A 25,447-nucleotide genomic window follows, 5' to 3' on the forward strand; every position below is an offset into this window, starting at 1 on the left:
GTCGTCAGATTCCCGCGCGGCTAAGGGGATTAGGGCTTGATGCGGATCTTGCCCGGGCTGTACCACCCCATCCGGGTGGCGGTCCCGAGGTCGATCACCGCGGGCTTGGCCTCGTCGACCGTGTCGAACTTACGCAGCGAACCCCAGTCACGACCCCAGTCGTGCGACAGATACGTGGCCATCACGTGGGCGCGCAGCAGCAGGTCGGTAATGCCGAGCAACCCGCCGTTGATGCCGTCCTCCCAGGTGTCGGTGTCGAGCTTCTTGGCGCTGTAGTCCGGGGTGATGCGGAAGTTCGGGATCTGAGTGACGCCGTCGGCGTGCAGCATCGGGTGCTGGCACGGGAACGCCAACCCGACCGCCCAGTCCATGAGCACGGGCTGTTCCGACCCCACGTACTGCTGAATGGTGCGCAGTTGTGGGACGCGAGGTGGCGTCACCGCGATCCAGTCGCCGGGCGTCAACGATTTGTCCTCCGCGACCACTCGCACGGCGGTGGCGTCGGCCGGGATTCTCGAACGGTCGAAGCGCAGGTTGCGCCACGAGGGCGTCGGGCCGAGGTCGTAGGGGGCGACGCGACCCGCCGCGGCGAGGTTGCCGTCCGGTCCTGGCCGGCCGTACTCCAACTCGACCGGCTGCCCCTCGGTGTGTCCGTTGAACACGCTGTTGCCGGTGATGGTGCCCGCGGCGGTGATCACCACCAGCGGATGCGCGGCGTCCGGTGACGGCAGTCGGTACCACGACGACGTGAGCTTGGCCTGCTGCTGAGGACCGTCGACCCAGGTGCCCGCCATCGGCACGCGGGCGGGATCGAGCCCGTAGGGCAGCGGCACGGTGGAGCCGTTGAGGCCAGGCGTCTTCGACTTGACCGAGGCGTCCCAGTCGTAGTCGGTACCGGGCATCGGAAGTGGCATCCGAATCGATTCGGCCACAATGTGTTCCGGTACGCCGTTGGGCGTGAACCCAACCGGGGCAGCGCCGCCGAGCGGTCCGAGCGGCCCGTAGTCGCCCTGAATCGGCGTCAGGAAGCCTTGGTTCGCGTCGGGTTCGACCAGCACGTCGTCAGCCAGCCCGCAGCCGCCGCCCAACGCCTTCAGGTTCGACGAGCCGTTGGAGAAGGTCGGATACTGGCGCACCACCCCCGCCAGCATCGAGCCGACGAACACCAACACCATGAACGCGGCGGTCACGGGTATCGGGGCAGCGGTCACGATGCGCGCGAGCCTGCCCTCCGGCCGCTCCCCTTCGGTGAAGTGCAACCAGAACGCCCACAGTGCGGCAATGCCGAAGAGCGCGAACAAGATCAGGCTGATCGTGACGCCACCGATGGCCGGTTGGGCGTTGTTGAACGGCACGCCGTAGCTCGAGACGTACCACCAGCCGTTGGTGGTGGCGAAGCACAACGCGATCACGAACAGCACCGCCGCCGTGAACGTCATCCGGTTGCGCGCCGAACGCAAGACCACCCGTGAAACCAGCACCGTCGCCACCGCCGCCATCGCGGCGCCGACCGCGGCGAACAGCCCGAAGTGGTGCACCCACTTCGTCGGCGTGAACATCAGGAAGAACATCGTGCCGAAGATGACGCCGATGAGCCGCCACACCGGTCCGCGCGCCACCCCGGGGATTCGCTTGCGGCGCAACATGATGAACATCGAGGAGAACAGGCTCAGCGCGGTGATGAGGAAGCCGAATCGACGGGACAGCGAGCCGTCGACGGTCGGCAGGATCAGGTAGTAGTAGCGCAGGTTCTCGGTGTACCACTTCTGGCTTGGACCGATCTCGGTGCGAATCCTGGTGGCCTCCAACACGGTTGCCAAGGTCTGATCCGCGAACACCACCGTCAGGATCACGGTCCCCGCGGCCAGCAGCGGCAGCACCAGCGGCCAGGTGCCGACGACGCGGTGCCGCCGGACCAGGATGCGCAGCAGTGGGCGACCGCCCGCCAACAGCGCGGCGACGGCGATGAGCCCCGTCGGCTGGATGCCGAGTGTGAACGCGGCGGCCACGATCGCCAGCGCGGCGGGCGTGAGCCTGCCGGAAATGATCGCTCGTTCGATGAGTACATAGGTGATCAGTGCGCCGGTGGCGATCTGACCCTCGGGGCGCAGTCCGTTGTTGAACGGCATCCACGCACCCATGAGCACCAGCCCGGCTGCCCACAGCGCGGGCCTGCTGGCCACGACGGCGGGGCCGAGCCTGGGCAGCACCTCGCGGGACAGCAGCAGCCAGCACACCAGCGCACAGATCAAGTCCGGCAACCGAATCCAGATGCTGTTGTCGCTGACGTGCGTCATGAGCGCCAGCAGGTTGTAGTACCACCCGAACGGGTCCTCGGGACTGCCGAACCAGCGGAAGTAGTTCGACATGTAGCCGGCCTGGTCCGCGACGCGAGCCATCTGAAGGATGTATCCGTCGTCGGATGAGTTGGCGCCCATCACGTGCCAGAGCAGGAAGCCGCCGATCACTACGCCGTCGACGGGTGTGAACGTGCGCCAGCGGGCGGGGATCAGCCGCTGCATCCGCCTGCCGTCGAGTTGGTCGAGCCGCCACAGCGCGACCAGCGCCACGACGGTGGCCAGCATCGCCACCACCATGGCGGTCAGCTTCAGGGCGGTTGGCGAACTGGTGAAGCGCGTGTCGATGGTCGCCGATAGTGAAAGGCCTTGCGGCGCAGCACCGGTCAGGTCGGTGAAGACGCCGACGATCGACGGGCGCAGGTTCGGGTCGGGGAATCCGCTGCGCAGCACGTTGCCGTCCGCACCGGTCAGCCCCACGAACGTCGCGAACGTCCCTGCCTCCGTGGACACCAACTCGATGCGAGAACAGCCGGGGGTGGTGGCGGTACCCACCACCTTCGCCCGCGGAGCGCTGGCCACCACGACGTTGCGGTCGGTGATGTCGACCCTGGTGGCGGTCACGTTGACGAACAACGCGTTCAGCGCGGCCTGCTTGCCATCGGCGGGAGCGGTGCCGAGCACCAGGCCGCCCGACGGCGGCAGGCCGCGGATGACGTCGCACGGCACCGTCACGGTCATGTTGACGGGGGTCTGGGTGATGAGTGGCGCGGTGACGTTGGTCAGCTGCCCACCCTGTGGCCAGTTCAGTGTGGCGGTGGTCTGCACCACCGGCAGCAGCGGGGTCAGCACGGACAGAACGAAGCCGATCAGGCCTGCGATCATCGCGACCCAGCGGGCCACCTTGACGTCTTTGCTACGCGCGACGGCGTCCATGGTCACTGTCATGGCAGCGCCCTGATCGGGCCGCGCCTGCTCCAGCCGTACACCTGCTCGCTGCCCTGTTCGACGACGGCGTTCGGCGCCTGCGTGGCCGGGACCCTGCGCTCATACCGCTCGATCGAGCCCCAGTCGCGGTACCAGTCGTTGCGCAGATACGACGGGACCGTTGCATTGCGCAGCAGCGCCTGGATGAACAGGAAGGGCCCGCCCTTCTCGGTGGCTTGCCACATGTTCGACGACACCAAGGTCTGCTTGAAGTTCGGCAGGATGCGGTAGTCCGGCAGTTCGGCGACGCCGAGGTGTTCGGAGAACGGGCGCTGGCACGGGAAGTTCGCGGCGGTCGCGATGTCGAGCAGCACTGGCGTCTGGGATCCGATCAACTGTTGGACGGTCTCCAGTACCGGTACGCGCGGCGGGGTGAACGCGAGCCACTGGTCGTTGGACAGGTTGGGATCGTCGGCGACGATGCGGACCACGTTGGCCTCCGGCGGGGCGGCCGCCAGCGGGAAGCGCAGGTTGCGCCAGGCCCGTTGTGGAGCGATGTCGATGGGCTGCACGGCGGCGAGTGCGGTGAACGTGCCGTCGGGCTTTCCGACTCCCCACTGCAGTTTGAGCGACTGCCCGTAGTTGAACACGCCCTCTTCGTCATAGGACCAGATGGCCCCAGCCGCGGCGATGGTGACGAGCGGCCGGTCGGGCGTGCGGGGCGGAAGCTGGTACCAGGCCGAGGTGGCCTTGGCGGCGATGGTGTTCTCCTTGAAGCTGCCCATCACCGGGGTGCGGGCGGGGTCGAGACCGAACGGCAGGAACACGTTCGATCCGTTCACCCCGACGGGTCCGTAGCCGCCGCCGGTGCCCGCCGAGTAGCCGACGCCGACGCTCGGCTTGTTCGGCGAGCCGTCGGAGTTGACGGTGCCTGGGTTGGCGATAACCGGCTCCGGCGGATCCAGCGAGTCGCTGACGCCGTTGGGTGTGAAGCCTGCCGGGTCGACGCCGCCTAGCGGTCCGTCCGGTCCGAAGCTCTGGCCTGAAACCGGTTGCAGCAGGCCCGCATTGGTGTCGGGTTCGACGAGCACGTCGTCGGCCATCGCGCAGCTAGGTGCCGACCCTGAAGCCAGCCCGGACTTCAGCGCGGAGACGTTGGCGCTGGCGATGGTGTAGTTCGGGTAGCGGGCCGCGGCCGCCTTGGCCATCGAACCCACCTCGAGCACCACCATGATGATCGCGACGACCAGCAGCGGCGTCGACGCCAACGTGCGGTTGCGCGCGGTGTTCTCGACCTCGGTGTGCCCGGCGTAGTCGAGCCGGAAGTGGAAGTAGCCGGCGAGCAGGCCGGTGATGATGGCGAGCACCAGGAAGATCGTGGTCACCGGTTGGCCCACGATCACCGGCGGCTTGTCGAACCAGGGCACCCCGTAGTTGGCGGTGTAGAACCAGGCGTTGAGCCCCGAGGTGGCCCACGCGAGCACGAACAGCAGCGCGGTGACGTACAGCGCGAGGTTGCGGCGACTGTGCAGCCCGACGCGGGCGAACGTGAATGCCGTGACGGCGGCCAGCGCAGCGCCAAGCCCGGCGAACGCACCGAACTGGACGGCCCACTTCGTCGGCGTGAACGTCAGCAGCAACAACCCGATCGCAGTGGTGCCAAGCAACCGCCAGACCGGGCCGGTGGCGACGCCGGGGAGGCCGCCCTTCCGCAGCAGCATCGCGATGGTGCCGAACATGCAGAGCAGGAGCACCAGCACGGCGAAGCGCCGGGTCAACGAGCTGTCGGCGCTGTCCTCGACGGTCAGGAAGTAGTACCGGAGCAGTTCCTGGTACCAGGAGATCGTCGGGCCGACGGAGTACTTGATGCGGGCGGACTCGGCGACCGTGGCCAGTGTCTGGTCGCGGAACACGATCACGAACAGCAGCGACGCGGACGCCGCCAGGGCAGCGATGGGGGCAAGCAATCCGCGCTCGGTGCGGCGGGTGCGGATGATGTTCACGATTCCGCGGGCTCCCACCAACAGCGGAGCCAGCGCGATCAGGCCCTGAGGTGCCAGCGTGAGGGTGAACATCGCGACCACGATGGCCGCCGCAGCGGGCCACAGCCGGCGGGTCCCGATGGCGAACTCGACGAGCACCCACGTCAGCACCACGCCGAAGGCGATGAGCGGTTCGGGACGCAACCCGTTGTTGAACGGCAACCAGCTCGCGAGGAACACCGCGCCTGCGGTCCACACGGTGATGCGGTTGACGGCGAGTCGACGGCCAAGGCGGGGGATCACCCACCGGCTGAGCAGCAGCCAGGTGGCGATGCCCGCCAGGGTCGCGGGCAGCCGCATCCACACCCCGGCGGTGCTGAAGGCTGCCAAGTGGGCGAGCACGCTCTGGTACCAGTCGAACGGGGCCTCCGCGGCGCCGAAGTACCGGTAGTAGTTCGTGGCGTATCCGGCCTGGCCGGACACGCGGGCGATGGTGAGGTTGTAGCCGTCGTCCGACGACGTGGCGCCGATGACGTGCCAGAGCAGCAGCGTGCCGATGACGCCGAAGTCGGCCAACCACGTGCCAAGCCCAACCCGCCAGAACCGCCGCCAGGCGCCCCGCACCCGGCTACCCAGCCGCCGGTCCTGCACTGCCAACGCCACCACCGAGGCCAGCGTCGCCAGCACTCCCAGGGCCATCAGCACCGCCTTGAGCGGCGTCGGCGCCGTGACGAAGCGGGTGTCGACGTCGATCCGCGCGCCCAGCCCCTGCTGCGGGGCCACCTTGAGGTCGGTGAAGACGCCCGCGATCTGTGGCTTCTTCTCGACCGGCACGGTGCCCGTGGCCGCGGGGAGGCCTGCAAAGTCGGCGCCGACCTCGCCGGAATTCGCCCAGATGTGCAGGGTGCTGCAGGCCCCGGATTCGACCGCCTTGCGTGGCGCGACGGCGGCGACCGAGTCGCGAAATGCGACGACGACCGCGTCGGCGGTGGCCCGGACGAACAGGCCGTAGCGGCTGGCGTCGGCGCCGTCGGGCGGAATGGTGGACAGCACCAGCCCACCCGCGGCAGGCAGGGTCGCGACAGCCCGGCAGGGGATCGACACGTCCAGTGCGAGCGGCGCGCCGGAAACCAAGGGAGCAGTGACGTCGGTGATCAGGCCGTCCGCGCCGACTCCCTGCGGCCAGGTGATGGTCGCGGTGGTCTGCGTGACAGGCAGCAGCGGCGTCAGGCCGCAGAGCACTACCCCGGCGATGCCTGCGACCACGGCGACTAGACGCACGATGCGATCTCGTCCGGGGGGCACGGGGGTCGATGTTATGCGAAGCGCCTGCGGATCCAACGGTGCCTGGGGTAGACCCGTCGCTACGTGTTTGCCGCGACGGTCTCCCGTTGCCGGTTAAGGTCGTGATCAAGGGTGCCCCGGGCCATGGCTCTTTGCGCAAGCGCTCACCGGCGGGCCGCACGTGTGGAAGGACATTGGGAATGCTGGACCGGCTCAAGGTGGCCGCGAGGCAGAAGCTTCAGCGCGCGGTGAGAGAAGTGGTCGGAGAAGAACTGGCCGCGACGCGCCAGCGGTTGGAAGACATGCACGCCGAGAGCCTGGCGAAGACCCAGGCACTGAGCGATCAGCTCAGCGCGGTCAACGACCGCTTCGGTCCCGTCTTCGACCGGCTACACGAGTTGGAATGGCGTGCGCGGCGCGACATCGCCTACGCCCTCGACATCGGTGCCAACGCGGACAGTGCGGCCTTCGTGCTGCAGCACATGCCCAAGGCGCAGCGGTTCTGGCACCCTCACGACACGCTGCGGTTTGCGCTGGGCAAGGTCAAGGGGACCGGCCTGGCCCTTGAGTTCGGGGTCGCTTCTGGCACCACGCTGACGATCATCGCGGAAGCGTTGTCCAAGGAGCTTCGCGTGGTGGGCTTCGACACCTTCGAGGGGCTGCCCGAGGACTGGCGCACGGACTTCCCTGCGGGCGAGTTCGCGCAGGAGTCGCTTCCCGAGGTGCCCGGCGCAGAGTTGATCGCAGGGTTGTTCGAGGACACGCTGCCAGGATTCCTGGCGGGGTGCGACGACGCCGTCGGGTTCCTGCACCTCGACGCGGACCTGTACTCGTCGACGAAGACGGTGCTCGACCTGATCGGTGATCGACTCCGGCCGGGCGCCGTGATCGTCTTCGACGAGTTCTTCAACTTTCCCGGCTGGCAGGAGCACGAGTATCAGGCGTGGAGCGAGTTCGTCGCGAACTCGGGCCGCAGCTTCGAGTACGTGGCCTACACCGGCAGCAATGAACAGGTCGTTGTCCGCCTGGATTAGCTGTTGAACAGCCGCGCCCAATTCTCACGGCTGGTCAGTTCGGGCAGCGCGTCGCGGTACTGCTGTTGCAGCACAGGCGCTTCCGCGCGGAACTCTCGGATGGCCTTGAACAGGCGCACGGACAGCTTCCTGATGTTCCGCTTGTCGCGTCGCAGGACCCTGACCCCCGCTTGCGACGCATCGGTGACGACTGCGTAGTCGAATAGCGAGACATGCCACCAGTGCGCGTCGACGGCCGGGATCATCACCGGTCCTGGCGCCGTGCGTCCGAGCCATTGGTACACCGCCCGTTTGGCGAGCACCAGGTAATAGCGATCGTTGCGCGGTAAGAACCCGGCAGGATGCGTGCGCGGCAGCGCGTTGGTCAACTCACCGGTCTTGACGGCCGGGTGCGTGGTGGTCTCGGAGTACTCGTTGCGCTCGCCGCGAATGCTGGACCCGGCCGCCATACCGCCGTCCGCCAGCTCCGAAGGACCCTTGAGGAAATCTTCCAGCGCGCGAATCATGGTGTGCGCCAGTCCATATCGCATGGAGATGATCGCCTCTGCGATGACGCGGGCCAGGATCGTGCCCGTCGGCGACACGTCGATGTCGCTGTGCAGCGCGGCGGTGATCAGCGAGTTCCGGACGATGAAGTAGTGCGTCCAGTCGTCGAGGTCTTTCCAGTGGAATTCGGCATGCCATACGCCCGCGTTCGGCAGCGTGACGGTGGGGAAGCCCGCCGCACCGGCGCGGAGGCTGTACTCGACGTCATCCCACTTGATGAAGATGGGAAGCGGAAGCCCCACTGCAGCAATGAGTTCCGCGGGTATTAGGCAGGTCCACCAGCCGTTGTACTGGGCGTCGGTGCGTTTCTTCTGCTTGTGCTTGACCATGTCGCTGCTGTGCAGCGAGTTGGGTGCCCACCGGCCGGGCTTCAGTGTCGTCAGATTCACTTCCTCGGCCCCGACGTGCAGGTAGCGAGGGTTCTTCAGGTTGAGCATCTGGGCGCCGACGATCGTTGGCGTCGGCGTCAGGTTGGCGAAGGCATTGAGCCGCAGCACGGCTTCGGGTTCGCAGAGGATGTCGTCGTCCATCAGGATCACGTTGGCGTGGTCGCTGACGCTCGAAACCTCGTACAGCCCGCGTGTGAAACCGCCGCTGCCGCCGAGATTCGCCTGCTGCAAATACACCAACTTGTCGCCGATTTGGGCGGACACGTGATTGAACAGCGGCTGGTCGGCGACGGCCTGGGTGCCCTGGTCCACCACGTAGATGGCGTCGATCTCGTCCAACAGGCCCTTGTCGTCGGCAATGGCGGCGAGGGTGTTCGCGCAGTCGACCGGCCGGTTGAACGTGCAGATCGCGATCGCCGCCGGGCGGATCCGCTCGGGGGATGGCGCCGTCCACTCGAGGTTCGTGATCGTGACCGGGCCGCCGACCGCGGTGCATTCCATCCACAGCGATCCGCCGTCGACGAACTCGTTCAGCCGCGCCGACAGCACCGTGGTGCCGGTGCCATCCACCTCGGTGGAGGCGATAGTGCGGGCATTGCCGTCCGAGTCCGATCCGCGCAAGGCCAACTGGGTCGAGGTCGACGTGTCCAGCACCAGCCGCAGCTGCACCTCCGCCACGTTGGTCCAGCGCTGGAAGTAGCTCGCGGGTAGCCGCCCGAAGTACGTGTTGGTGTCGACGGTCGCGCCCTTTTCGAGGTGCAACGCATGTCGTTCTCGACGGGCCTTGCCCTTGACGACACGCGCGTACATCTCGTCGGACACCTGCACGTTTGGACCGGCGAACACGCCGCGCGCGACCACCAATCGGTCGGCTGCGGCATGGTCGGTCAACCGCTGCTTGAGCACGTCAGGGCTGGTCTGGCCCGGTGCAACCGGTCCGCGCTCGCTCATGATGCTCCTAGGCCAAAATGGTCTTCGTTGTTTGGAAGTGTCTGTGAATGCTGGCTGGGTGATGCCTTGAAGGAGGGTAACAAGGTCGCACAGTTAGGACACCTTGCCGCGGCCGCGAGGGGCTCAGCTGGGCTGACTTGAGCTCCGCTAGCTCGGTCTCAGTGGCGCCGGACTCCACAATCCGCTGCGGGTCGCGGTGCCCAGGTCCAACCGGGCCGGCTGGGCGGTCGGGTACCACGGCGTCAACCGCTGCAGTGCACCCCAGTCGCGGAACCAGTCGTGCTCGAGGTAGGTCGGCACGGGGACCGCCCGCACCAGCAGTTCGGTGATGCCGAGCGGCCCGCCACCGAGGTAGTCCATCACCGGCGAGTTCGCCTCCGCGCCGAAGCGGTCGGGCAGGATCCGCCACTTGGGCACCTCGGTGACACCGTTCTGGTGCCCGAACGGCCGTTGGCACGGGAAGGCCAGGCCAACCAACCAGTCCAGCAGCACGGGATCGGTCGAGCCGACGACGGCCTGCAGCGTGCGCAGCTTGGGTATGCGCGGCGGCGTCACCGCGATCCAGTGCTGGGGAGCCAGGTCATCGTCCTTGGCGACGAGTCGCACCTGGGTGGCGTCGGTCGGGATGGCGTCCATCGGCGCACGCAGGTTGCGCCAGGCGGGCACGGCGCCGACGTCGCCGAAGCCCAGGCTGCCACCTGGCTGGTTCTTGGTGGCCTGCTCGTCGGTGGCCCACTGCACGATGACTTCGCCGGGGTCGAACCTGCCCGCGGCGGCCACCACGAGCAGTGGTCCGACCTGATCGCGCGGCGGCAGTCGGTACCACGCAGAGCGCAGGATGGCGGGCTGCTGTGGGCCTGCGCGCCAGCTGCCCATCACGGGGACGCGGCGTGGGTCGAGGCCGTAGGGCAGCCTGGCGCGGGAACCGTTGACGCCTGCCGCTGCGGTGGTGCCGCCCTCGGTGCCGGGTTCACTTCCGGTCACCGTGGCGCCGTCGGTGTCGGCGAAGTTGCTACTGCCCTGGGGTTCCATCACCGGGTCCGCGGACACGTCGGCCGGTATGCCGTTGGGGTCGAAGCCTTGTGCCGTGACCTGACCGAGCGCGAGTTGTGCCGGAACGTCGCCTGCGGGTTGAAGCAAGCCCGCGTTCGGATCCTCTTCGACCATCACGTCGTTGGCCAGGCCGCACGTCTTTCCGGTGAGCGCCTCGAGGTTGGACCGGCCGACGGTCCACGCCGGATACTGCCCGACCGTCGCGATCGTCAGCGACGCCACCTCGAAGATGACGACTACCCACACCGCGATCGCCAAGGGCGCCTGCACTATTCGTGACGCTCGCCCTTCACCAGGCGGAGCGTTGCCCCGGCTGACGCGCTTTCCCGGGTCGCTGCGCTCCTGCCCTCCGGAGAAGTGGAACCACGTCGCCAGCAGCAGGGCCAGCACCGAGAGCCCGAGCAGGAAGGTAGAGAAGCCGAAGTGCCACTGGGGGAACTGATTCGACCAAGGCACGCCGAAGTTCGCGACGTACCACCAGCCGTTCACGCTCGCGAACGACAGCCCCATCATGAACAGCACCGCCGCGGCGAACACGGTGCGGTTGCGGCGTGAGCGCATGGCAGCCGCGGTGACGGCGACAGCGGCCAGCGCACCGAGTGACCCCGCGAGTCCGGCGAACACGCCGAAGTGATGCGTCCACTTCGTCGGGGTGAACATCATCGCCAGGAACGAGATGATCGTGATGCCGATGATCCGGCGACTGGGGCCCGCGGCGGTGCCGGGAATGCGTCCACGGCGCAACCCCATGGCCACCGATACAGCCAACGCCAGCAACAGCGTGAGCACGGCGAAGCGGCGCGCGATCGAACCGTCGGGGCTGGCCATGAAGAGTCGCTCGTAGCGGATGTGCTCGTCGAACCAGGCCAAGCTGGGCCCGACGGTCGACTTGAACGAGCTGGCCTGGATTTCGCCTGCCATGGTCTGATCGCGGAAGATCAGGATGATCGTGACGGTGCCAGCGGCCAGAATGGGCGCCAGTAGGGCCAGGTATCCGAAACGCGATACGTGTTGGCCCACAATGGTCTTCAGCGGACCGATGGCGACGAGCAGCGCGCCGACGGCGGCGATGCCCGTCGGTCCGGAGAACAGCGTCAGCGCGCCGATGATCAGCGCGATCGCGACGGGGAGCAGCCTGCTTGTGGCGACCCCGCGCTCGACCGAACACCAGGTCAGCAGGATGCCGAGCGCGATGATCGGTTCCGGCCGCAGCCCGTTGTTCAGCGGCAGCCAAAAGGCAAGGAACATGCCCGCGGCCGTCCACGCCGCCGCACGGCTGTGCTTGACCGCGTGCCCAAGTCGGGGGATGACCTCACGGCTGATCACCCACCAACAGGCCAGCCCCATCAACAGGGTGGGCAGCCGTACCCAAACGCTGGCGGTGCTGACGTGGGCCCACAGCGCGAGCAGGTCGTAGTACCAGCCGAATGGCGCCTCGGGCGTGCCGAACCACCGGTAGTAGTTGGCCATGTAGCCGGCGTGCTCGGACACCCGGGCCATGGTCAGGATGTAGCCGTCGTCGGACGTATTGGCGCCGACGAAGTGCCACCAGATCAGTGCGGCGCTCACCAAGCCGTCGAGCGGCGACATCGACCACCACCGGGGCGGCAGGAAGCGGCGGTGCCGCATGCCATCCGCGGAGTCGAGCAGGTGCAGCGCGCCGAGGGCGATCAACGTCACCACGACGCCCAAGATCATGACGAGCATCTTCAACAGCGTCGGCGACGTGCTGTAGCGCGAGTCGATGGTCGCGGAGAACTCGAGGCCGGGCGGCGCGGGGCCGGACAGGTCGGTGAACACTCCGACGATCTGCGGCCGGAAGTCGTAGCCGCTGCGTTCTCCCCGGCGCGGCTGGTCGGGCTTGGTCGGGTTGTCGGGATCGGGGTCCGCATTCAGCCCGACGAACTCACCGGTGACCTTGTCGGCGTGCGCGGTGAAGGTGACTCGCTGGCATGCGGGGCTGAGCACCTGGTCCAGCGGAGCGCTGACGACCGGGGTGTTCCTGACGATGACGAGCAGGTCAGTGCCGACGCGCTCGATGAGCAGGCCGCGGTCGACGGCCTTCGGGGCCTGTTTGGGCACGGTCGACAGCAGCACGTTCGCAGGTCCGGTGAGCCCGGCGGCGGCCCGACAGGGGATTGATACGTTCAGATCGGTCGGCACATACCCGAGCAGAGGGGCGTCGACGCTTTGCAGCACGCCGTTCTGCGGCCAGTTGAGGTGGGCCGTGGTCTGCGTGACGGGGAGGAAGGGCGTGGCGATCGCGAGCGCCGCGCCGAGCAGGCCGGCAACGATGGCGATGAGCCTCACGGTCCGGTGGTTGGCTCCCGCCTCCACACCCTGCTGGCTCACGTTGCTAGATGTTAATGGTCCGGCCTGCGCTGATATGCCGTCGCGTGTCATTTCCGGATCGCGAGCACGAATGGCCCCACATCGGACACCGACCAACGGGGGTCGTCGAACAGGGCCGAGTCCAGCGTGACCTGATAGCGACGGACGTTCGGTTGGTTCGGGTAGACGTCCGCGGCCAGCCGCAGGGTGTAGGTGTCGTTGGCGCCGTGGCGCATGAGGAAGACCGTCGGCGGCGCCCACGGCAGCGCGTCGAGGGCGGCCATGAACTGGTCGGGTTTCGTCAACGTGGCCCAGCCCTCGATGGCCTTGCTGCGCTCGGTGAACTGAGCGAGCGGATTGGCGTAGTGCGAGGTGAGGCCTTGGAACCCGTAGTACGGATAGAAGGCAAGGAAGCTGTAGTCGGCGGTCATCACCACGGTCTCGTTCCGTGGTCGGCCAGTGGTCTCGCGGATCTTGGTGTCGAGTTCGGCGTAGTAACGCTCGGCCCCAGGGGGCCGCCGGTCCGCGCGCTGCCCGGAGCCGTCGGTATCGGTGTAGGCCACGGCGATGTCGGACCGCAGCACGTCGGGGATGTCCTGACTGAAGGTCATCGCCCCGATGGCGCCCAACGCGGTGGCGGCGACGACGATGCGCCGCGAACGTGTCTCGAAGCGCGCCGCGAGCGCACGGGTGACCTCGAGAAAGCCGAAAGCTCCTGCCGCGCTCAGCAGCACGGTGAGCGTCGGTTGCAGCCGGAACGACAGCAGGGTGGTGCCCACCAGCGTGGTCAGCATCGACAGCAGTGACCAGGCGTAGACGGCCAGCACGGCGATGGCCAGTGCACCGGCGCGGGTCGACGAACGCGCGTACACCACCAGCCACAGCGTGCTCAGCATGCACAGCGCACCCAGCAGCGTGAAGTGCAGCATCGGGAACGCCAGCTGCGCGCCGTCGATGGGCAGGTAGTGCAGCGCCGTACCCGCGTCGGCAGGCGAGCCCTTGGCGGCCGCCAACAGGTATGGGCCCCAACCGATCAGCGCGATGGCGCCCGAGATCGCCGCGATGACGGCGAGCCGCAGCAGCGGATCCCACCTGCTCGATCGAATGTCGCCGCCGGAGCGGCTCCGGCGACTGACCGCGACCAGCAGCCCCATGATGCCGACGGTGAACGCGGCGTAGCCGAACAGCAATGTGTAGAAGAGTGCGGTGGCACCTAGGAAGACGCCGACCCCGACGACAGCCGCCCACCCGCCGTGTCGATTCCCGCCCCTCAGCCCCGACCACGCCAACACGAACACCGGAGGCAGCAGCACCGTGATGATTGCCGAGTAGGGCTCAGCGGAGGCGTATGCGAGCGTGGTGGCTGCGGTGGCGGTCGTCACGACCAAGGCGAATTCGAAGCGGATCATGGCCGCCCACAACACGAACGCAACGGCGACGGCGATGGTGATCGAGACGATGGCCCACGGTTTGAAGGCCTCCCACGCGGGTGTCCCCGTGAACGCGGCGACCCGTCCACCGATCCAAAACCAGCCCGGTGGGTAAAAAGGTGGCAGACCCAGATAGGTCATGTCGTGCGGCGTGACGGTGTCGGCCAGCCTGGTCAGGTACTCCGTGCGGAACTGCTGGTCGACCGAGACGCCGAAGAGGTACAGCTTGGTGGCGCCGAGCGGCATCGCGAGAGTGACGACCGAGAACGCCGAGAGGAACACCACGGCGCCGGCCCTCGCCAACCAGATGCGGCCGCGTCGCCAGAGCAGTCCGGAGCCTAAAAGTCCAGCCAGACAGACGAATTGGCCGACCGTGGTGAGGGCGTACAGCTGATTCGATGAGTTGAACGCAGGCCACTGGACGCGCGCTATCGCCATCAACGCAACGACTGACACCACCACCGCCACCGCAGCGGCGGCCAGTAGCTGGCCGAAGACAGTCGGCGCCGGTCGCATGCGTGCGCCCGGCTTCAGATCGGCAGTTTGCGGAAGATCGGCCGCGGAACGTGCCGCAGCACCATCATCACGTACCTGAACGCCCCTGGCGCCCATACCAATTCCTTGCCCTTCGCGGACGCCGTGACGGCGAGCTCGGCGACGTACTCCTTGTCGACCGTGAACGGGGCCTCCTTGGCGCCGGTCGCCTTCAGGTAGTCGATCGTGGTTTGTGTGCGCACCTGGCCCGGCCGGATGACGAGCACTCGGACTCCGAACTCGCGCAGGGCTTCCCCGAGTCCGAGGTAGAAGCCGTCGAGCCCGGCCTTGGTGGAGCCGTATACGAAGTTGGACCGGCGGACGCGCTCCCCGGCCGCCGAGCTCATCGCGATGATGCGGCCGGAACCCTGGGCGCGCATGTGCTCGCCGAGCAGCACGCCGACGGAAACCGCTGCGGTGTAGTTGATCCCGGCGATTTGGACCGCCTTGCGCTGGTCCTGCCAGAGCTCCTCGGCATCCCCGAGTAGGCCGAAGGCCACGATCGCCACGTCGACGTCACCGCCGCTCCAGACCTTCTCGATCACCGCCGGGTGCGTATCGGTCTTGACGCCGTCGAAGTCGATCCACTCGACCGACTTGGCGCCGGCCGACGTCATCGCGGCGATGGCCTCGTCCTTGCGCGGATGGTTCGGCAGGTCGGCCAGGATCACCCGGGCCTTCGCGTCGCGCAGGTAGCGCTCGGCGATCGCCAGCCCGATCTCGGAGGTGCCGCCGAGGACGAGAATGGCCTGCGGATTACCGACGGCGTCAAACACCATTTACAGCAACTCCAAACGTCGGGCCATGTCCGAGGCGAAGACGCCTTCGGGATCGACCTTGCGGCGCACCGCAATCCATTCGTCGATGCGTGGGTACATGGCGTGAAACATCTCGGCGGTGGTGCGGTTGTCCTTGGCGGTGTACAGCCGCCCCCCGAACTCGAGCACGCGCTTGTCGAGTCCGTCGAGGAACTCTCCGAGGCCGGGTTTGATGGGGAAGTCGACGCAGACGTTCCAGCCGGGGATGGGGAAGCTCAGTGGCGCGTCGTTGCCGGGGCCGAACAGTTTGAACACGTTGAGGAACGAGTAGTGGCCGGAGCGCTGGATGTCAACCAGGATCTTCTTGAACTCCTCGACGGCCTCGGTCGGCACGACGAACTGATACTGCCCGAAACCCGCTGGGCCGTAAGCCCTGTTCCACTCACCGAACATGTCGAGTGGGTGGTAGAACTGCGTCAGGTTCTGGACCTTGCCGCGGTAGGTGCCCGACTTGCGGTACCAGAGTTCACCGATCGGTCCGAAGGTGTACTTGCCGACCAAAATGCCGTTGGGCACGATGTCGGGGAACGTGAGCAGTTGCGGCGCATCGAATTTCAGCGGGTTCTTAGCCAGCTTGTCGGGCAGTTGGTCGAGCGTGGCAAGCGAGCCGCGGGAGATGGCGGCGCGGCCCAGTTTCGGCGGCGCGCTGATCGCGTCGAACCAGGCGCTTGAGTAGGTGTAGTTGTCCTCCGTGCCGTCGCTGTGGAATGCGATGGTCTCGTCGAGGCTCGCGGTGACGTCGCCGTCGGCGATGAAGTACGCCGTCTCGGTGGGGGTCATCGCAATGGTGGCGCGCAGGATGATGCCGGTCAGCCCGTTGCCGCCGACGGTCGCCCAGAACAGTGCAGAGTCCTCGCCGTCACCCCCGGAGGGCCTCAGCGTGCGTACCTCACCGTCGGCGGTCAGCAGGTCCATCGACAACACGTGGTTGCCGAAGCTGCCCGCACTGTGGTGGTTCTTGCCGTGGATGTCGCAGGCGATGGCGCCGCCGATGGTGACCTGCCGGGTACCGGGCAGCACGGGTACCCACAGTCCAAGCGGCAGCGCGGCGCGCATCAACTGGTCGAGGTTGACTCCCGCGTCGACGTCGACGACGTGGGTGTCGCGGTCCATCGAATGGATCTTGTTGAGCGTCGACATATCGACGACGAGGCCGCCGCCATTCTGGGCGTTGTCGCCGTAGGAACGGCCCAACCCGCGGGCGATCACGCCGCGGTCACCGGCCTTGATCACGGCGTCGACAATGTCGCCGGGGTCGCGGGTGGTCAGCACCGATGCGACGGTGGGTGCGGTGCGCGCCCAGCCCATCAGACGCTTCGTAGTCACGGTTGACATCGTGACGAGGGTACCGCCATCACTTCAGCTTGAAGATCACCGCGCGCTGCACCACGAAGTTGATCACGGTCGCGGTGCCCTGGGCGATGACGAATGCGACGGGGATCCCCCATGGCTTGTCTGCCCACACCGTGTACAGCACGTGGTTGATGCCAACCTGAACGACGAACGTCAGCGCGTACAGCACACAGACGGCGATGAAGCGGGCGGTGCTGGGCGGCGCCTGGAACGTCCACCTGCGGTTGATCAGATAGGCGGTAGTGGTGCCTGCGATGAAACTGATCACCTTCGCGAGGTCGCGTTGTAGTCCGAGCGCATGCAAGCCGACGTACAGCCCATAGTCGACGACCGCGGAGAACCCGCCCGTGACGACGAACCGCCAGGCCTGCGTCGCCAGGCTCAGGTTCGGCGACATCGGGGGCTCGGCCACGCGGGCAGCTTACGGGCTGCGTCGTATCCACTCGTCGACGGTTGAATTGCGGCAGCTCTCCCAGAGCCATTCGGTGATGTCGGTGATGCCGACCAGCAGCAATTCCTCGGAGCACCGAAGCGACAGCGGAGCCGACACGATGGTCCTGACCACGTGGCCCTCGGAGTGGTTCCACTCCACGATGGGTGGCGCGACGCGCAGCGTGGCCACGCAGTCGACGGGCGTGCGCGCCGCGTGCCCGGCCAGCAGCCCCGGCAGAGAGAGCCCGGCCATCGAGTCGCCGTCCGCGTAGCCGAGCAGGTCCGCGCACGCCTGATTGGCGTACTCGACGTTGCCGAGCGTCCCGATGCCCAGCATCGCCGTCGGCATGCGGTACAGAAGTTCCAAGGCAGGTAGTTGCTGAAGATATCCGGCCGCGTCGGTCGGCTGCGATTGCCTACGTAGGTCCTGCACTCTCGAATCCCTCCCCGGACAGCCTCTGTTGAGTCGGCGCCGGGAGTCTGGGGCAACCTCGGGTCAAAGTTTAGCCCGGGAGGCGAGCTCAGGAGAGCGAGTTGCCCCCAGGTGAGACGGTGCCGCTGGAGTTCTCGATGACGGCACGCGCGGTGTCACTGAGGTGCCGGTTGGTGCTGCGCGCCATGTTGCGCAGTGACACGAACGCCTGGTCCATGTCGAGCCCCAGCCGTTCGGCCAGTACACCCTTGGCCTGCTCGATCACGACGCGGCTGTTCAACGCGGTCTGGAGTTGACTGTTCACCTGGGCGCCCCGCATGAGCACCCGCTGGTGAAGAATGCCGATGGTCGCGACGTCCGCGAGCGCCTGGGCCACCAGTAGGTCGGAGCTTGAAAGCGGGCCCGGCTTCGCGCGGAACATGTTGAGGGCTCCGATCCGTTCACTGCGTAGGCGCAGCGGTATTGCGAAGACCGCTCCCAAGCCTTCTCGGGCCGCGCGAGCGGCGAATTCGGGCCAGCGGTCGACGTCCGTGGCGAGGTCTTCAACGTGCACCTGCCGGCCGGTGTCGTACGCCTGCAGGCACGGTCCGGCTTCGGATTGAATCTGAAGCAGTTCGAGTAGCCGGGTCTGCTCGCTGGTGGACGCGAGCACATGTAGTCCGCCGCGCGGGTCCGCAAGGAGCAATCCTGCAGCGTCGACGTGCAGCAGCGAGACGCAATCCTCGACGAGCTGCTGCGCGAACTCGACCACGTCGTAGTCGTCCACCAACGTGTCCGCCAAGGCAACGAAGGCATGTACCAGTGGACCCTCACGGTCGTCCATCGCGCTCTCCTCTCCTTCTATCGTCATCGATGATCCTCCAGTTCAGCGTTCGTCATCAGGGGTAAATCGCAGACGCCGCTCGATCACGTCGAGCGCCACGGTCGTCAGCGGAAGGTCGTTTGCGAAGGCATATGCCCGCAGGCGCAGATACGCGATGCGCGGCGGCACCGCGAGCTGGGCGACCACCATGCCGGTGGCCTGGTGAATCTCGCTCGACGCCGGAGAGGGGACCCACCACGCCTCGGCAGCGTCGGTTGCGACCTCATGTGGTGGCGTGCGGGATAGCAGCACCATGGTGACGATGTCGGCCACGGCGAGCATCGCCGTCATGTCTTCCGGCTCGAGCGACAGCGGCTCGACGCGATACAGATCGAGCACCCCGACCACGATGGCTCCGATCTGCAAGGGGAAGGCGTACATCGCACCCTTGGCGTCGGCGCCGAGCGCCGACGTGAAGCCCGGCCAGCCTGCGAGCTGCTTGGCGAGGTCGTCGACCAGTACCGGACCCGCGCGCGTCAAGGCGTCGACGGACGGTCCCTCGCCGGTCAAGGACTGTTTGGCCTCGATACGAGCCGAGGTCTCATCGGAGGCCCCCAGCAGCTCCCACGTGTCCGACGCGAGGCCGACCGTGATTGCCGCCCGGTCGATGGGGAGCACCTTCACGCACGACAGGCAGAGTTCGGTGGGCCCGAGCAACCCGTCGGGGTACTCGGCGAGTGCGGTCATGAAGTCCTGTGCCGTCGACGTCACGGGGCCGCACCCCCCAACTCACCCAATCGAAGAACACGACGCGGCGATCTGCGCGAGGTGTTGACCCAATTATTGGGCACGGCACTGAGTCTGCCACCGTGGCGCGTGTGAGTCGGCACTATTGCATGCCGGCCAGCACCTCGCAGAGCGCATCGACTGCGGCGCCGAAGGCGTGCTCGGCAGGAGCGCCGAAGTTGACCACGATGCCGTCCGCATCTTCGACGTCCGGGCCCGCGAGGGGATGGCGCAGCCGCGAGAGGCCAGCGATCGCAACCCCCGCCTCGCCCGCACGGCGAAGCACCTCGTGCTCGGTGCCGTCGGGGAGTAGTAGCAGAAGGTGCAGGCCCGCGGACAGACCGCTGATCTGGACGTCGAAGGGCCGAAGACGCTGCACCAAGGCGTCGCGCCTGCGGCGGTAGCTGTTGCGCATGCGACGAATGTGCTTGTCGTACTGGCCCGTTGAGATGAAGTCGGCCATGGTCAGCTGGTCGATTGCGTTGACATAGAACTGTTGTCCGCCCGCTGCGTCGATGACGGCGTCGACGAGGTCGTCGGGCAGCGCCATCCACCCCAGTCGCAAGGCAGGTGACAGGCTCTTGCTCGCCGACCCCAGGTAGCACACGCGCTGCGGGTCGAGCCCTTGGACGGAGCCGATGGGTTGGCGGTCGTAGCGGAACTCGCCGTCATAGTCGTCCTCGAGCACGTATCGCCCTGTGCGACGGGACCATTCGACCAGGGCGTGGCGCCGGCCCGAGTGCAGTGGCACGCCGTGCGGGAAGAAGTGCGCCGGGGTGAGCAGCGCGGCGGCGGCGTCACTGTGTTCGAGTTGGTCGACACAGGCACCGTGTTCGTCGAAGCCGATCGGCGTGGTCGCGACCCCCATCGCCGCGATGGCCTCACGAAAGATGAAGAGCCCGTACGCTTCCACCGCGATCGGCCCACGCTTGGCGAACACCCTCGCGAGCAGCTCAACGGCGTTGCGGGTGCCCGCGCAGATGACGACGGCATCGGGTGACGTGCGCACTCCCCGGACGCGGCCGAGGTATTCGGTGAGTGCTTCCCGCAGTTCGGGTCTTCCGCGCGGGTCGCCGGTCCGTAGCGCCTCGGTGGGGGCGGCGGTCAAGGCGCGGCGGGCCGAGGCGAGCCAGGCGCTGCGCGGGAAGGCTGACACGTCGGGGGATCCGGGCATCAAATTGTGGGCGGGCTGGCCGGGCGTGCCGCGGGGCCGGTTCGGCGACCGGATGTCGCGGGTGTTGACGACCCAGGTGCCCGCACCCTGGCGGGAAGCAAGCCACCCTTCGGCCACCAGGTCGGCGTACGCCTCGGCGACGGTGTTGCGAGCCAATCCGAGGTCCGCAGCGAGTGATCGCGAGGGCGGAAGCATGCTCCCGGTCGCCAGCCGGCCGGACCGTACCGCGTCGCGCAACGCGGTGACGAGCAGTTCCCTCGCCCCTCGCGTGCCCGGCGCGATGGCGGCTCCGAGCTCGAGGTGCAGATCCCAGCTCTCCGAATTGGCCCACGTAACCATGACTGAATTGAACCACCAACATGGGTGTTTCGGCACTACGTTGGTCTACATGACCACCACAGTGCAAGACCAGACCACCGTCGACCGCATCAAGATCTACAAGGTGTCGCCCGAGTTGTACGACGCCATGATGACGCTGAGCACGGCGGCGGCAAAGGACACCGACGTCACACTCGGCGAGTTGATCAAGATCCGCGCATCGCAAATCAACCACTGCGCGTTCTGCCTCGACATGCACGTCAACGACGCCCGCAAACATGGTGAGACCGAGCAACGGCTAGCCCTCGTCGCCGCGTGGGAGGAAGCGGGCGACCTGTTCACCGAGCGCGAGCGCGCGGCGCTTGCACTGACCGAGGCGATCACCGAACTGCACGACGGCCACGTCTCCGACGAGGTGTATAGCGCTGCCGCGCAAGTGTTCTCCGAGCGGGAACTGGGTCAGGTGATCGCCATGGCCGTCACCATCAACGCCTGGAACCGCATCAACGTGGCCACGCGCCTGCCCGCACCGCGCCGCTGAACTGGGCTGGCTACCGGTAGCTGGCGACCTCGATCAGATTGCCGTCCGGGTCACGGCAGTAGTGCGATGTCATCGGACCTTGGGCACCCGTCTTGGCGACCGGCCCCTCGGTGATCTCGACACCGACCGACCGCAGGTGTGCACCGATGGCTTCGGGGTCGGCGTCGGCGACGAAACACAGGTCGAGCGAACCCGGCGCATCCGTCGCCGCCGTCACCCAGTTCGGTGCACCGGTGGGCCGGACGTTGATCTTCTGCGCCCCGAAGGCCAACGCGATGCGACCGCCGCCGAACACCACGCGCTGCATGTCGAGCACCTTCACGTACCAGTCCACGGTGGCGTCGACGTCCCGGCAATTGAGCACGACGTGGTCGATGTGATCGATGTTCAGGGCCATACTTCACGCTACTTGCAGACCTGTGAATTTCCTGGCGGGTCGCGCGTACGGTCGGCACATGATCACGCGATTCGACGCCAGACTCAATCCACAAGCCCCCGCCGCGCTGAGTGTGTTCCGCATCGTCTTCGGACTGCTGTATTTCCTGCACGGCACGTCGAAGGTGTTCGGCTGGCCTGCTCCGCAGCAGGCGCCGACGGGCACCTGGCCGTTCTGGTGGGCAGGCCTGATCGAGACCATCTTGGGTGCGCTCATCACCGTCGGCTTCGCCACCCGACCGGCGGCATTCATCGCGGCAGGCGAGATGGCGTTCGCGTTCTTCACCCAACACCTGCCAGCGGGCTTCTGGCCGATCAACAACGGCGGTGAGTTGGCCGTCTTGTACTGCTTCGGCTTCCTGCTGCTGGTGTTCTCCGGGTCGGGTGTCTACGGCGTCGAGGGCCGACGCCGGGTCGCGGTTCGGACTGCCACCCCGCGCCGCCGCTGGCGCCGATAAGGGTCGCGGCCAGCACCGCCACCGTCACACCCAATAGGGCACGCGCGCGCGGTACTTCCGCATCGCGAAGGCCGTGACGGTCCAGCCGACGATGGTCAGCACGATCACGACGATCCAGTGCCGCAGTTCCTGATCGGCGCCGAGCAAAGGTGCGCGCAAGATGTCCACGTAGTGCAGCAGTGGGTTGAACTCGATGATTCTGGCCCACCCTCCTGCGCCCTGTTGTCGCAGCGTCTCGTCGTTCCAGATAATCGGGGTCATGTAGAACAGCAGCTGCACCAGGCTGAACAACAGTGGGCTGATGTCGCGGTAGCGGGTCGCGAGGATGCCGAAACACAGTGCCACCCATATGCAGTTCAGCACGATGAGTGCGAGCGCCGGAATGAACGCGAGGTCGGTCCACTTCCACGGCTGCGGAAAGACGATCGCGATCACGATGAAGATGACGATGTTGTGTCCGAACAGGATCACCTGCCGCCACACCAACCGGTAGACGTGCACCGAGAGCGGCGTCGGTAGTTGCTTGATCAGACCTTCGTTGGCGACGAAGACGTCTGCGCCCTCGAGAATGGCCGCGTTGATCAGGTTCCAAATGATCAGGCCCAGCGTGACATAGGGCAGGTGCTTGGACAGTTCGAGGTGAAAGAGCTTGGAGTACAAGCCCCCAAGTGCGACTGCCATGGTTCCGGTGGCGATCGTGATCCAGAACGGTCCAAGTACCGAGCGTCGATAGCGCTGCTTGATGTCCTGCCAGCCGAGGTGCAACCAGAGCTCGCGCTTGCCGAATCCCTCGGACAGGTCGCGCCACGCGCGAGCGAAGGTCCGCGACTGCGCGGCCGCGTCGGTGAACGTCATGCTCTACCCTTCCCGTCGCTTCGCTCGCCCCGGATGAACCTTTCTCGCCTACCCAAGCGGCGCAACCGGATCCACTCGCGGAAGCCAGCGGGGTCGCGCCGGGTGATCAGGAAGAACCACCCGAACCGCAGCCACTCCTGGGCGACCAGCCGCCGCATGCCGCGTTGGGCCTGCAGGTACCCCCGGTTGCGGTAGGTGAAGTACCGCTTGGTGTCGTCCGACGGGTACTGGGTGTGCATCCGTCCGCCAAGGATGGGCTTGAACTCGTCGGAACCCTGGGGATGAAGGTAGACGGCGTCCAGGCAGGTGCCGAACGGAAGTCCCGACAGCACCAGCCTGCGGTGCACGTCCACCTCGTCACCTCTGACGAACAGCCGAATGTCCGGCACCCCAACCGCTTCCAATGTGGAGGCCCGGAACAGGGCGCCGTTGAACAGCGACGCGATACCGGGTAGCAGGTCCCCAGCACCGTCCACGCGCAACTCGGATACCCAACGCCGCCAGACCAATCCTCGGCGCAACGGGAAGGCGAGTCGGGAGGGGTCGTCGAGATCGCACACCATCGGAGACACCTCGGCCAGGGAATGTCTTGTCGCGCAGGCCAACAACGTCTCGAGCACTGTGGAGTCGGCTGGCCGGCCGTCATCGTCGGCCAGCCACACCCAGTCCGCGCCCAGCGCGAGCGCCTGCAACACGCCGAGTGCAAAGCCGCCTGCGCCGCCGAGGTTGCGGCGGGATCCGATGTAACTGGTCGGAATAGGTTGGCCCGCAACGAGTTCACGCACCCGTCCGTCGTCATCGTTGTCGACGACGATGAGGTGGTCGGGTGGGCGGAGCTGACCGCTGACGGCGTCCAACGACTTGGTCAGCTGATCGACGCGCCGGTGAGTCACCACGACGGCGCACACGGTTTCGCTCATCTACGGTTGCTCTCGCGCCAGCTTGTCGTCGCGCGCGTCTTCCTCGAGCACCTCGCGCACGTGCCGCGCGGCGTCGTCCCCTTCGTACGCGCGCACGACGTCTTCGATGCCACCGGTCAGCTTGATGGTTCCGTGGTCGATCCACATCGCCGACTTGCACAACCGGGCGAGGAATTCGTTTGAGTGACTTGCGAATACGAGGATGCCGGAGCGCGCCACCAGATCTTGCAGGCGCGTGCGGGCCTTCTTGAGGAAGTCCGCGTCGACGGCACCGATGCCCTCGTCGAGCAGCAGGATCTCGGGGTCGATGCTGGTGACGACGCCCAGCGCCAGGCGCACCCGCATTCCGCTGGAGTACGTCCGTAGCGGCATGGCCAGGTAGTCACCGAGTTCGGTGAAGTCTGCGATCTCTTCGACCTTGGCCGCCATCTGCTTGCGGGTCTGTCCGAGGAACATCCCGCGGATGATGATGTTCTCGAATCCCGAGATCTCGGGGTCCATGCCCACGCCGAGGTCGAACACCGGCGCCACACGGCCTCGGACGGTGGCCGATCCGCGGGTCGGTTCGTAGATGCCGGACAGCAGTCGAAGCAAGGTCGACTTCCCGGCTCCGTTGTGGCCGACCAGCCCGACTCGATCGCCCATCTCGAGTGACAGCGTGATGTCGCGCAGCGCCTCGATGACCACGACGTTGGACTCGTTGCGTCCAATGGCGCCACCGGCCTTGCCGAGAAACGCCTTCTTCAGCGAGCGGGACTTGGCGTCGAAGATCGGAAACTCGACCCACGCGTTGTGGGTCGAGATCGACGGCTGGCTGGTCACTTCCGACGCTCTATAGGTACTGGCCGGTCCCGGTCGGGCCGCGCTGGCCGGGCGCGCCGGTGCCGGGAGGCAGCGCCCCCTGACGCATCTGCTCCAACTGCGCGCGCGCCGCCATCTGCTGGGCGAAGAGCGCGGTCTGGATGCCGTGGAACAGCCCTTCGAGCCATCCGACGAGTTGGGCCTGCGCGATGCGCAGCTCGGCGTCTGACGGCAACGCATCCTCGGTGAACGGCAGCGTCAGCCGCTCGAGTTCTTCGCGGAGTTCCGGGGCAAGGCCCTCCTCCAGCTCGCGGACGCTGCGGGCGTGGATCTCGCGTAGCCGGGTGCGGCTGGCGTCGTCGAGCGGGGCGGCGCGCACCTCCTCGAGCAACTGCTTGATCATCGTGCCGATTCGCATGACCTTCGCAGGCTGCTCGACGAGGTCAGTCAGGGACCGACCATCCGAATCGGCGTCCCCGGCGCCCAGTGCCGCCAGGTCGCCGCCGACGAACTCGATGTCGTTGTCGCTGTCATTTTCCGAAGGGCTATTCATCTTCGTGTTC

The 25,447-nt window shown here is 66.9% G+C and carries 20 protein-coding genes; 3 read left to right on the forward strand and 17 right to left on the reverse strand.

All coding sequences use genetic code 11. The features are described from left to right. Positions 1–29: 29 nt before the first annotated feature. Together SLQ30_RS15805 and SLQ30_RS15810 are read right to left on the reverse strand one after the other, a co-directional pair. Positions 30–3,245: an arabinosyltransferase domain-containing protein gene (locus SLQ30_RS15805; RefSeq protein ID WP_319448484.1), complete on the reverse strand. Its 3,216-nt coding sequence runs from the start codon at positions 3,243–3,245 to the stop codon at positions 30–32. Then, positions 3,242–6,511, reverse strand: a complete 3,270-nt coding sequence (locus tag SLQ30_RS15810) for an arabinosyltransferase domain-containing protein (RefSeq protein WP_319448485.1) — start codon at positions 6,509–6,511, stop codon at positions 3,242–3,244. Before SLQ30_RS15810 ends, SLQ30_RS15805 begins: the two co-directional genes overlap by 4 nt. 179 nt (positions 6,512–6,690) lie before the next feature. Here SLQ30_RS15810 and SLQ30_RS15815 point away from each other — a divergent pair, with 179 nt between their 5' ends. Then, positions 6,691–7,524 (forward strand): class I SAM-dependent methyltransferase, encoded by an 834-nt coding sequence (locus SLQ30_RS15815; RefSeq protein WP_319448569.1) that lies wholly within the window; start codon positions 6,691–6,693, stop codon positions 7,522–7,524. Here the strand turns inward: SLQ30_RS15815 and SLQ30_RS15820 are convergent. From SLQ30_RS15820 to SLQ30_RS15865, 10 genes are all read right to left on the reverse strand, one after another. Then, positions 7,521–9,410 (reverse strand): glycosyltransferase, encoded by a 1,890-nt coding sequence (locus SLQ30_RS15820; protein ID WP_319448486.1) that lies wholly within the window; start codon positions 9,408–9,410, stop codon positions 7,521–7,523. The genes SLQ30_RS15815 and SLQ30_RS15820 overlap by 4 nt on opposite strands. A gap of 147 nt (positions 9,411–9,557) precedes the next feature. Further along, complete coding sequence (locus SLQ30_RS15825) at positions 9,558–12,866, reverse strand: arabinosyltransferase domain-containing protein (protein WP_319448487.1); 3,309 nt, start codon at positions 12,864–12,866, stop codon at positions 9,558–9,560. Further along, the gene (locus SLQ30_RS15830; RefSeq protein ID WP_319448488.1) at positions 12,863–14,740 is read right to left on the reverse strand and encodes a galactan 5-O-arabinofuranosyltransferase; all 1,878 of its coding nucleotides are present in this window, start codon (positions 14,738–14,740) and stop codon (positions 12,863–12,865) included. Before SLQ30_RS15830 ends, SLQ30_RS15825 begins: the two co-directional genes overlap by 4 nt. A gap of 14 nt (positions 14,741–14,754) precedes the next feature. Then, positions 14,755–15,537, reverse strand: coding sequence for a decaprenylphospho-beta-D-erythro-pentofuranosid-2-ulose 2-reductase (locus SLQ30_RS15835; RefSeq protein WP_319448489.1), 783 nt, complete (start codon positions 15,535–15,537; stop codon positions 14,755–14,757). After that, on the reverse strand, positions 15,538–16,911 hold the full coding sequence (locus SLQ30_RS15840; protein ID WP_319448490.1) for an FAD-binding oxidoreductase: 1,374 nt from the start codon (positions 16,909–16,911) through the stop codon (positions 15,538–15,540). A 19-nt stretch (positions 16,912–16,930) separates the two neighbouring features. After that, positions 16,931–17,326, reverse strand: coding sequence for a GtrA family protein (locus SLQ30_RS15845; RefSeq protein ID WP_319448570.1), 396 nt, complete (start codon positions 17,324–17,326; stop codon positions 16,931–16,933). A gap of 24 nt (positions 17,327–17,350) precedes the next feature. Next, a complete protein-coding gene (locus tag SLQ30_RS15850; protein WP_319448491.1) occupies positions 17,351–17,794 on the reverse strand; it encodes a hypothetical protein in 444 nt (147 codons plus the stop codon). An 88-nt stretch (positions 17,795–17,882) separates the two neighbouring features. Continuing rightward, complete coding sequence (locus SLQ30_RS15855) at positions 17,883–18,644, reverse strand: GAF and ANTAR domain-containing protein (protein WP_319448492.1); 762 nt, start codon at positions 18,642–18,644, stop codon at positions 17,883–17,885. Between the two features lie 15 nt (positions 18,645–18,659). Further along, entirely contained in the window at positions 18,660–19,367 is a 708-nt protein-coding gene (locus SLQ30_RS15860) for a GAF and ANTAR domain-containing protein (protein WP_319448493.1), read from the reverse strand. 118 nt (positions 19,368–19,485) lie between these two features. Beyond that, positions 19,486–20,895, reverse strand: coding sequence for a PLP-dependent aminotransferase family protein (locus SLQ30_RS15865; RefSeq protein ID WP_319448494.1), 1,410 nt, complete (start codon positions 20,893–20,895; stop codon positions 19,486–19,488). A 49-nt stretch (positions 20,896–20,944) separates the two neighbouring features. Between SLQ30_RS15865 and SLQ30_RS15870 the strand changes: the two genes are divergently transcribed. Then, complete coding sequence (locus tag SLQ30_RS15870; protein ID WP_319448495.1) at positions 20,945–21,415, forward strand: carboxymuconolactone decarboxylase family protein; 471 nt, start codon at positions 20,945–20,947, stop codon at positions 21,413–21,415. Between the two features lie 10 nt (positions 21,416–21,425). Here SLQ30_RS15870 and SLQ30_RS15875 read toward each other — a convergent pair whose 3' ends face one another. Beyond that, on the reverse strand, positions 21,426–21,812 hold the full coding sequence (locus tag SLQ30_RS15875) for a VOC family protein (RefSeq protein ID WP_319448496.1): 387 nt from the start codon (positions 21,810–21,812) through the stop codon (positions 21,426–21,428). 58 nt (positions 21,813–21,870) lie between these two features. Between SLQ30_RS15875 and SLQ30_RS15880 the strand changes: the two genes are divergently transcribed. Next, entirely contained in the window at positions 21,871–22,308 is a 438-nt protein-coding gene (locus SLQ30_RS15880) for a DoxX family protein (protein ID WP_319448497.1), read from the forward strand. A gap of 24 nt (positions 22,309–22,332) precedes the next feature. Here SLQ30_RS15880 and SLQ30_RS15885 read toward each other — a convergent pair whose 3' ends face one another. The 4 genes from SLQ30_RS15885 to SLQ30_RS15900 are packed head-to-tail and all read right to left on the reverse strand — an operon-like array spanning position 22,333 to position 25,437. Beyond that, positions 22,333–23,163, reverse strand: coding sequence for an ABC transporter permease (locus tag SLQ30_RS15885; RefSeq protein ID WP_319448498.1), 831 nt, complete (start codon positions 23,161–23,163; stop codon positions 22,333–22,335). Continuing rightward, positions 23,160–24,083: a glycosyltransferase family 2 protein gene (locus SLQ30_RS15890; protein WP_319448499.1), complete on the reverse strand. Its 924-nt coding sequence runs from the start codon at positions 24,081–24,083 to the stop codon at positions 23,160–23,162. The genes SLQ30_RS15885 and SLQ30_RS15890 overlap by 4 nt, the downstream gene beginning before the upstream one ends. Further along, on the reverse strand, positions 24,084–24,905 hold the full coding sequence (locus SLQ30_RS15895; RefSeq protein WP_319448500.1) for an ABC transporter ATP-binding protein: 822 nt from the start codon (positions 24,903–24,905) through the stop codon (positions 24,084–24,086). It abuts the gene before it with no gap. A gap of 10 nt (positions 24,906–24,915) precedes the next feature. Then, on the reverse strand, positions 24,916–25,437 hold the full coding sequence (locus SLQ30_RS15900; protein WP_319448501.1) for a bacterial proteasome activator family protein: 522 nt from the start codon (positions 25,435–25,437) through the stop codon (positions 24,916–24,918). Positions 25,438–25,447 lie beyond the last annotated feature (10 nt).

The sequence above is a fragment of the Mycobacterium sp. RTGN4 genome (assembly GCF_033804635.1).
In the GTDB taxonomy this organism is placed as follows: Bacteria; Actinomycetota; Actinomycetes; order Mycobacteriales; family Mycobacteriaceae; genus Mycobacterium.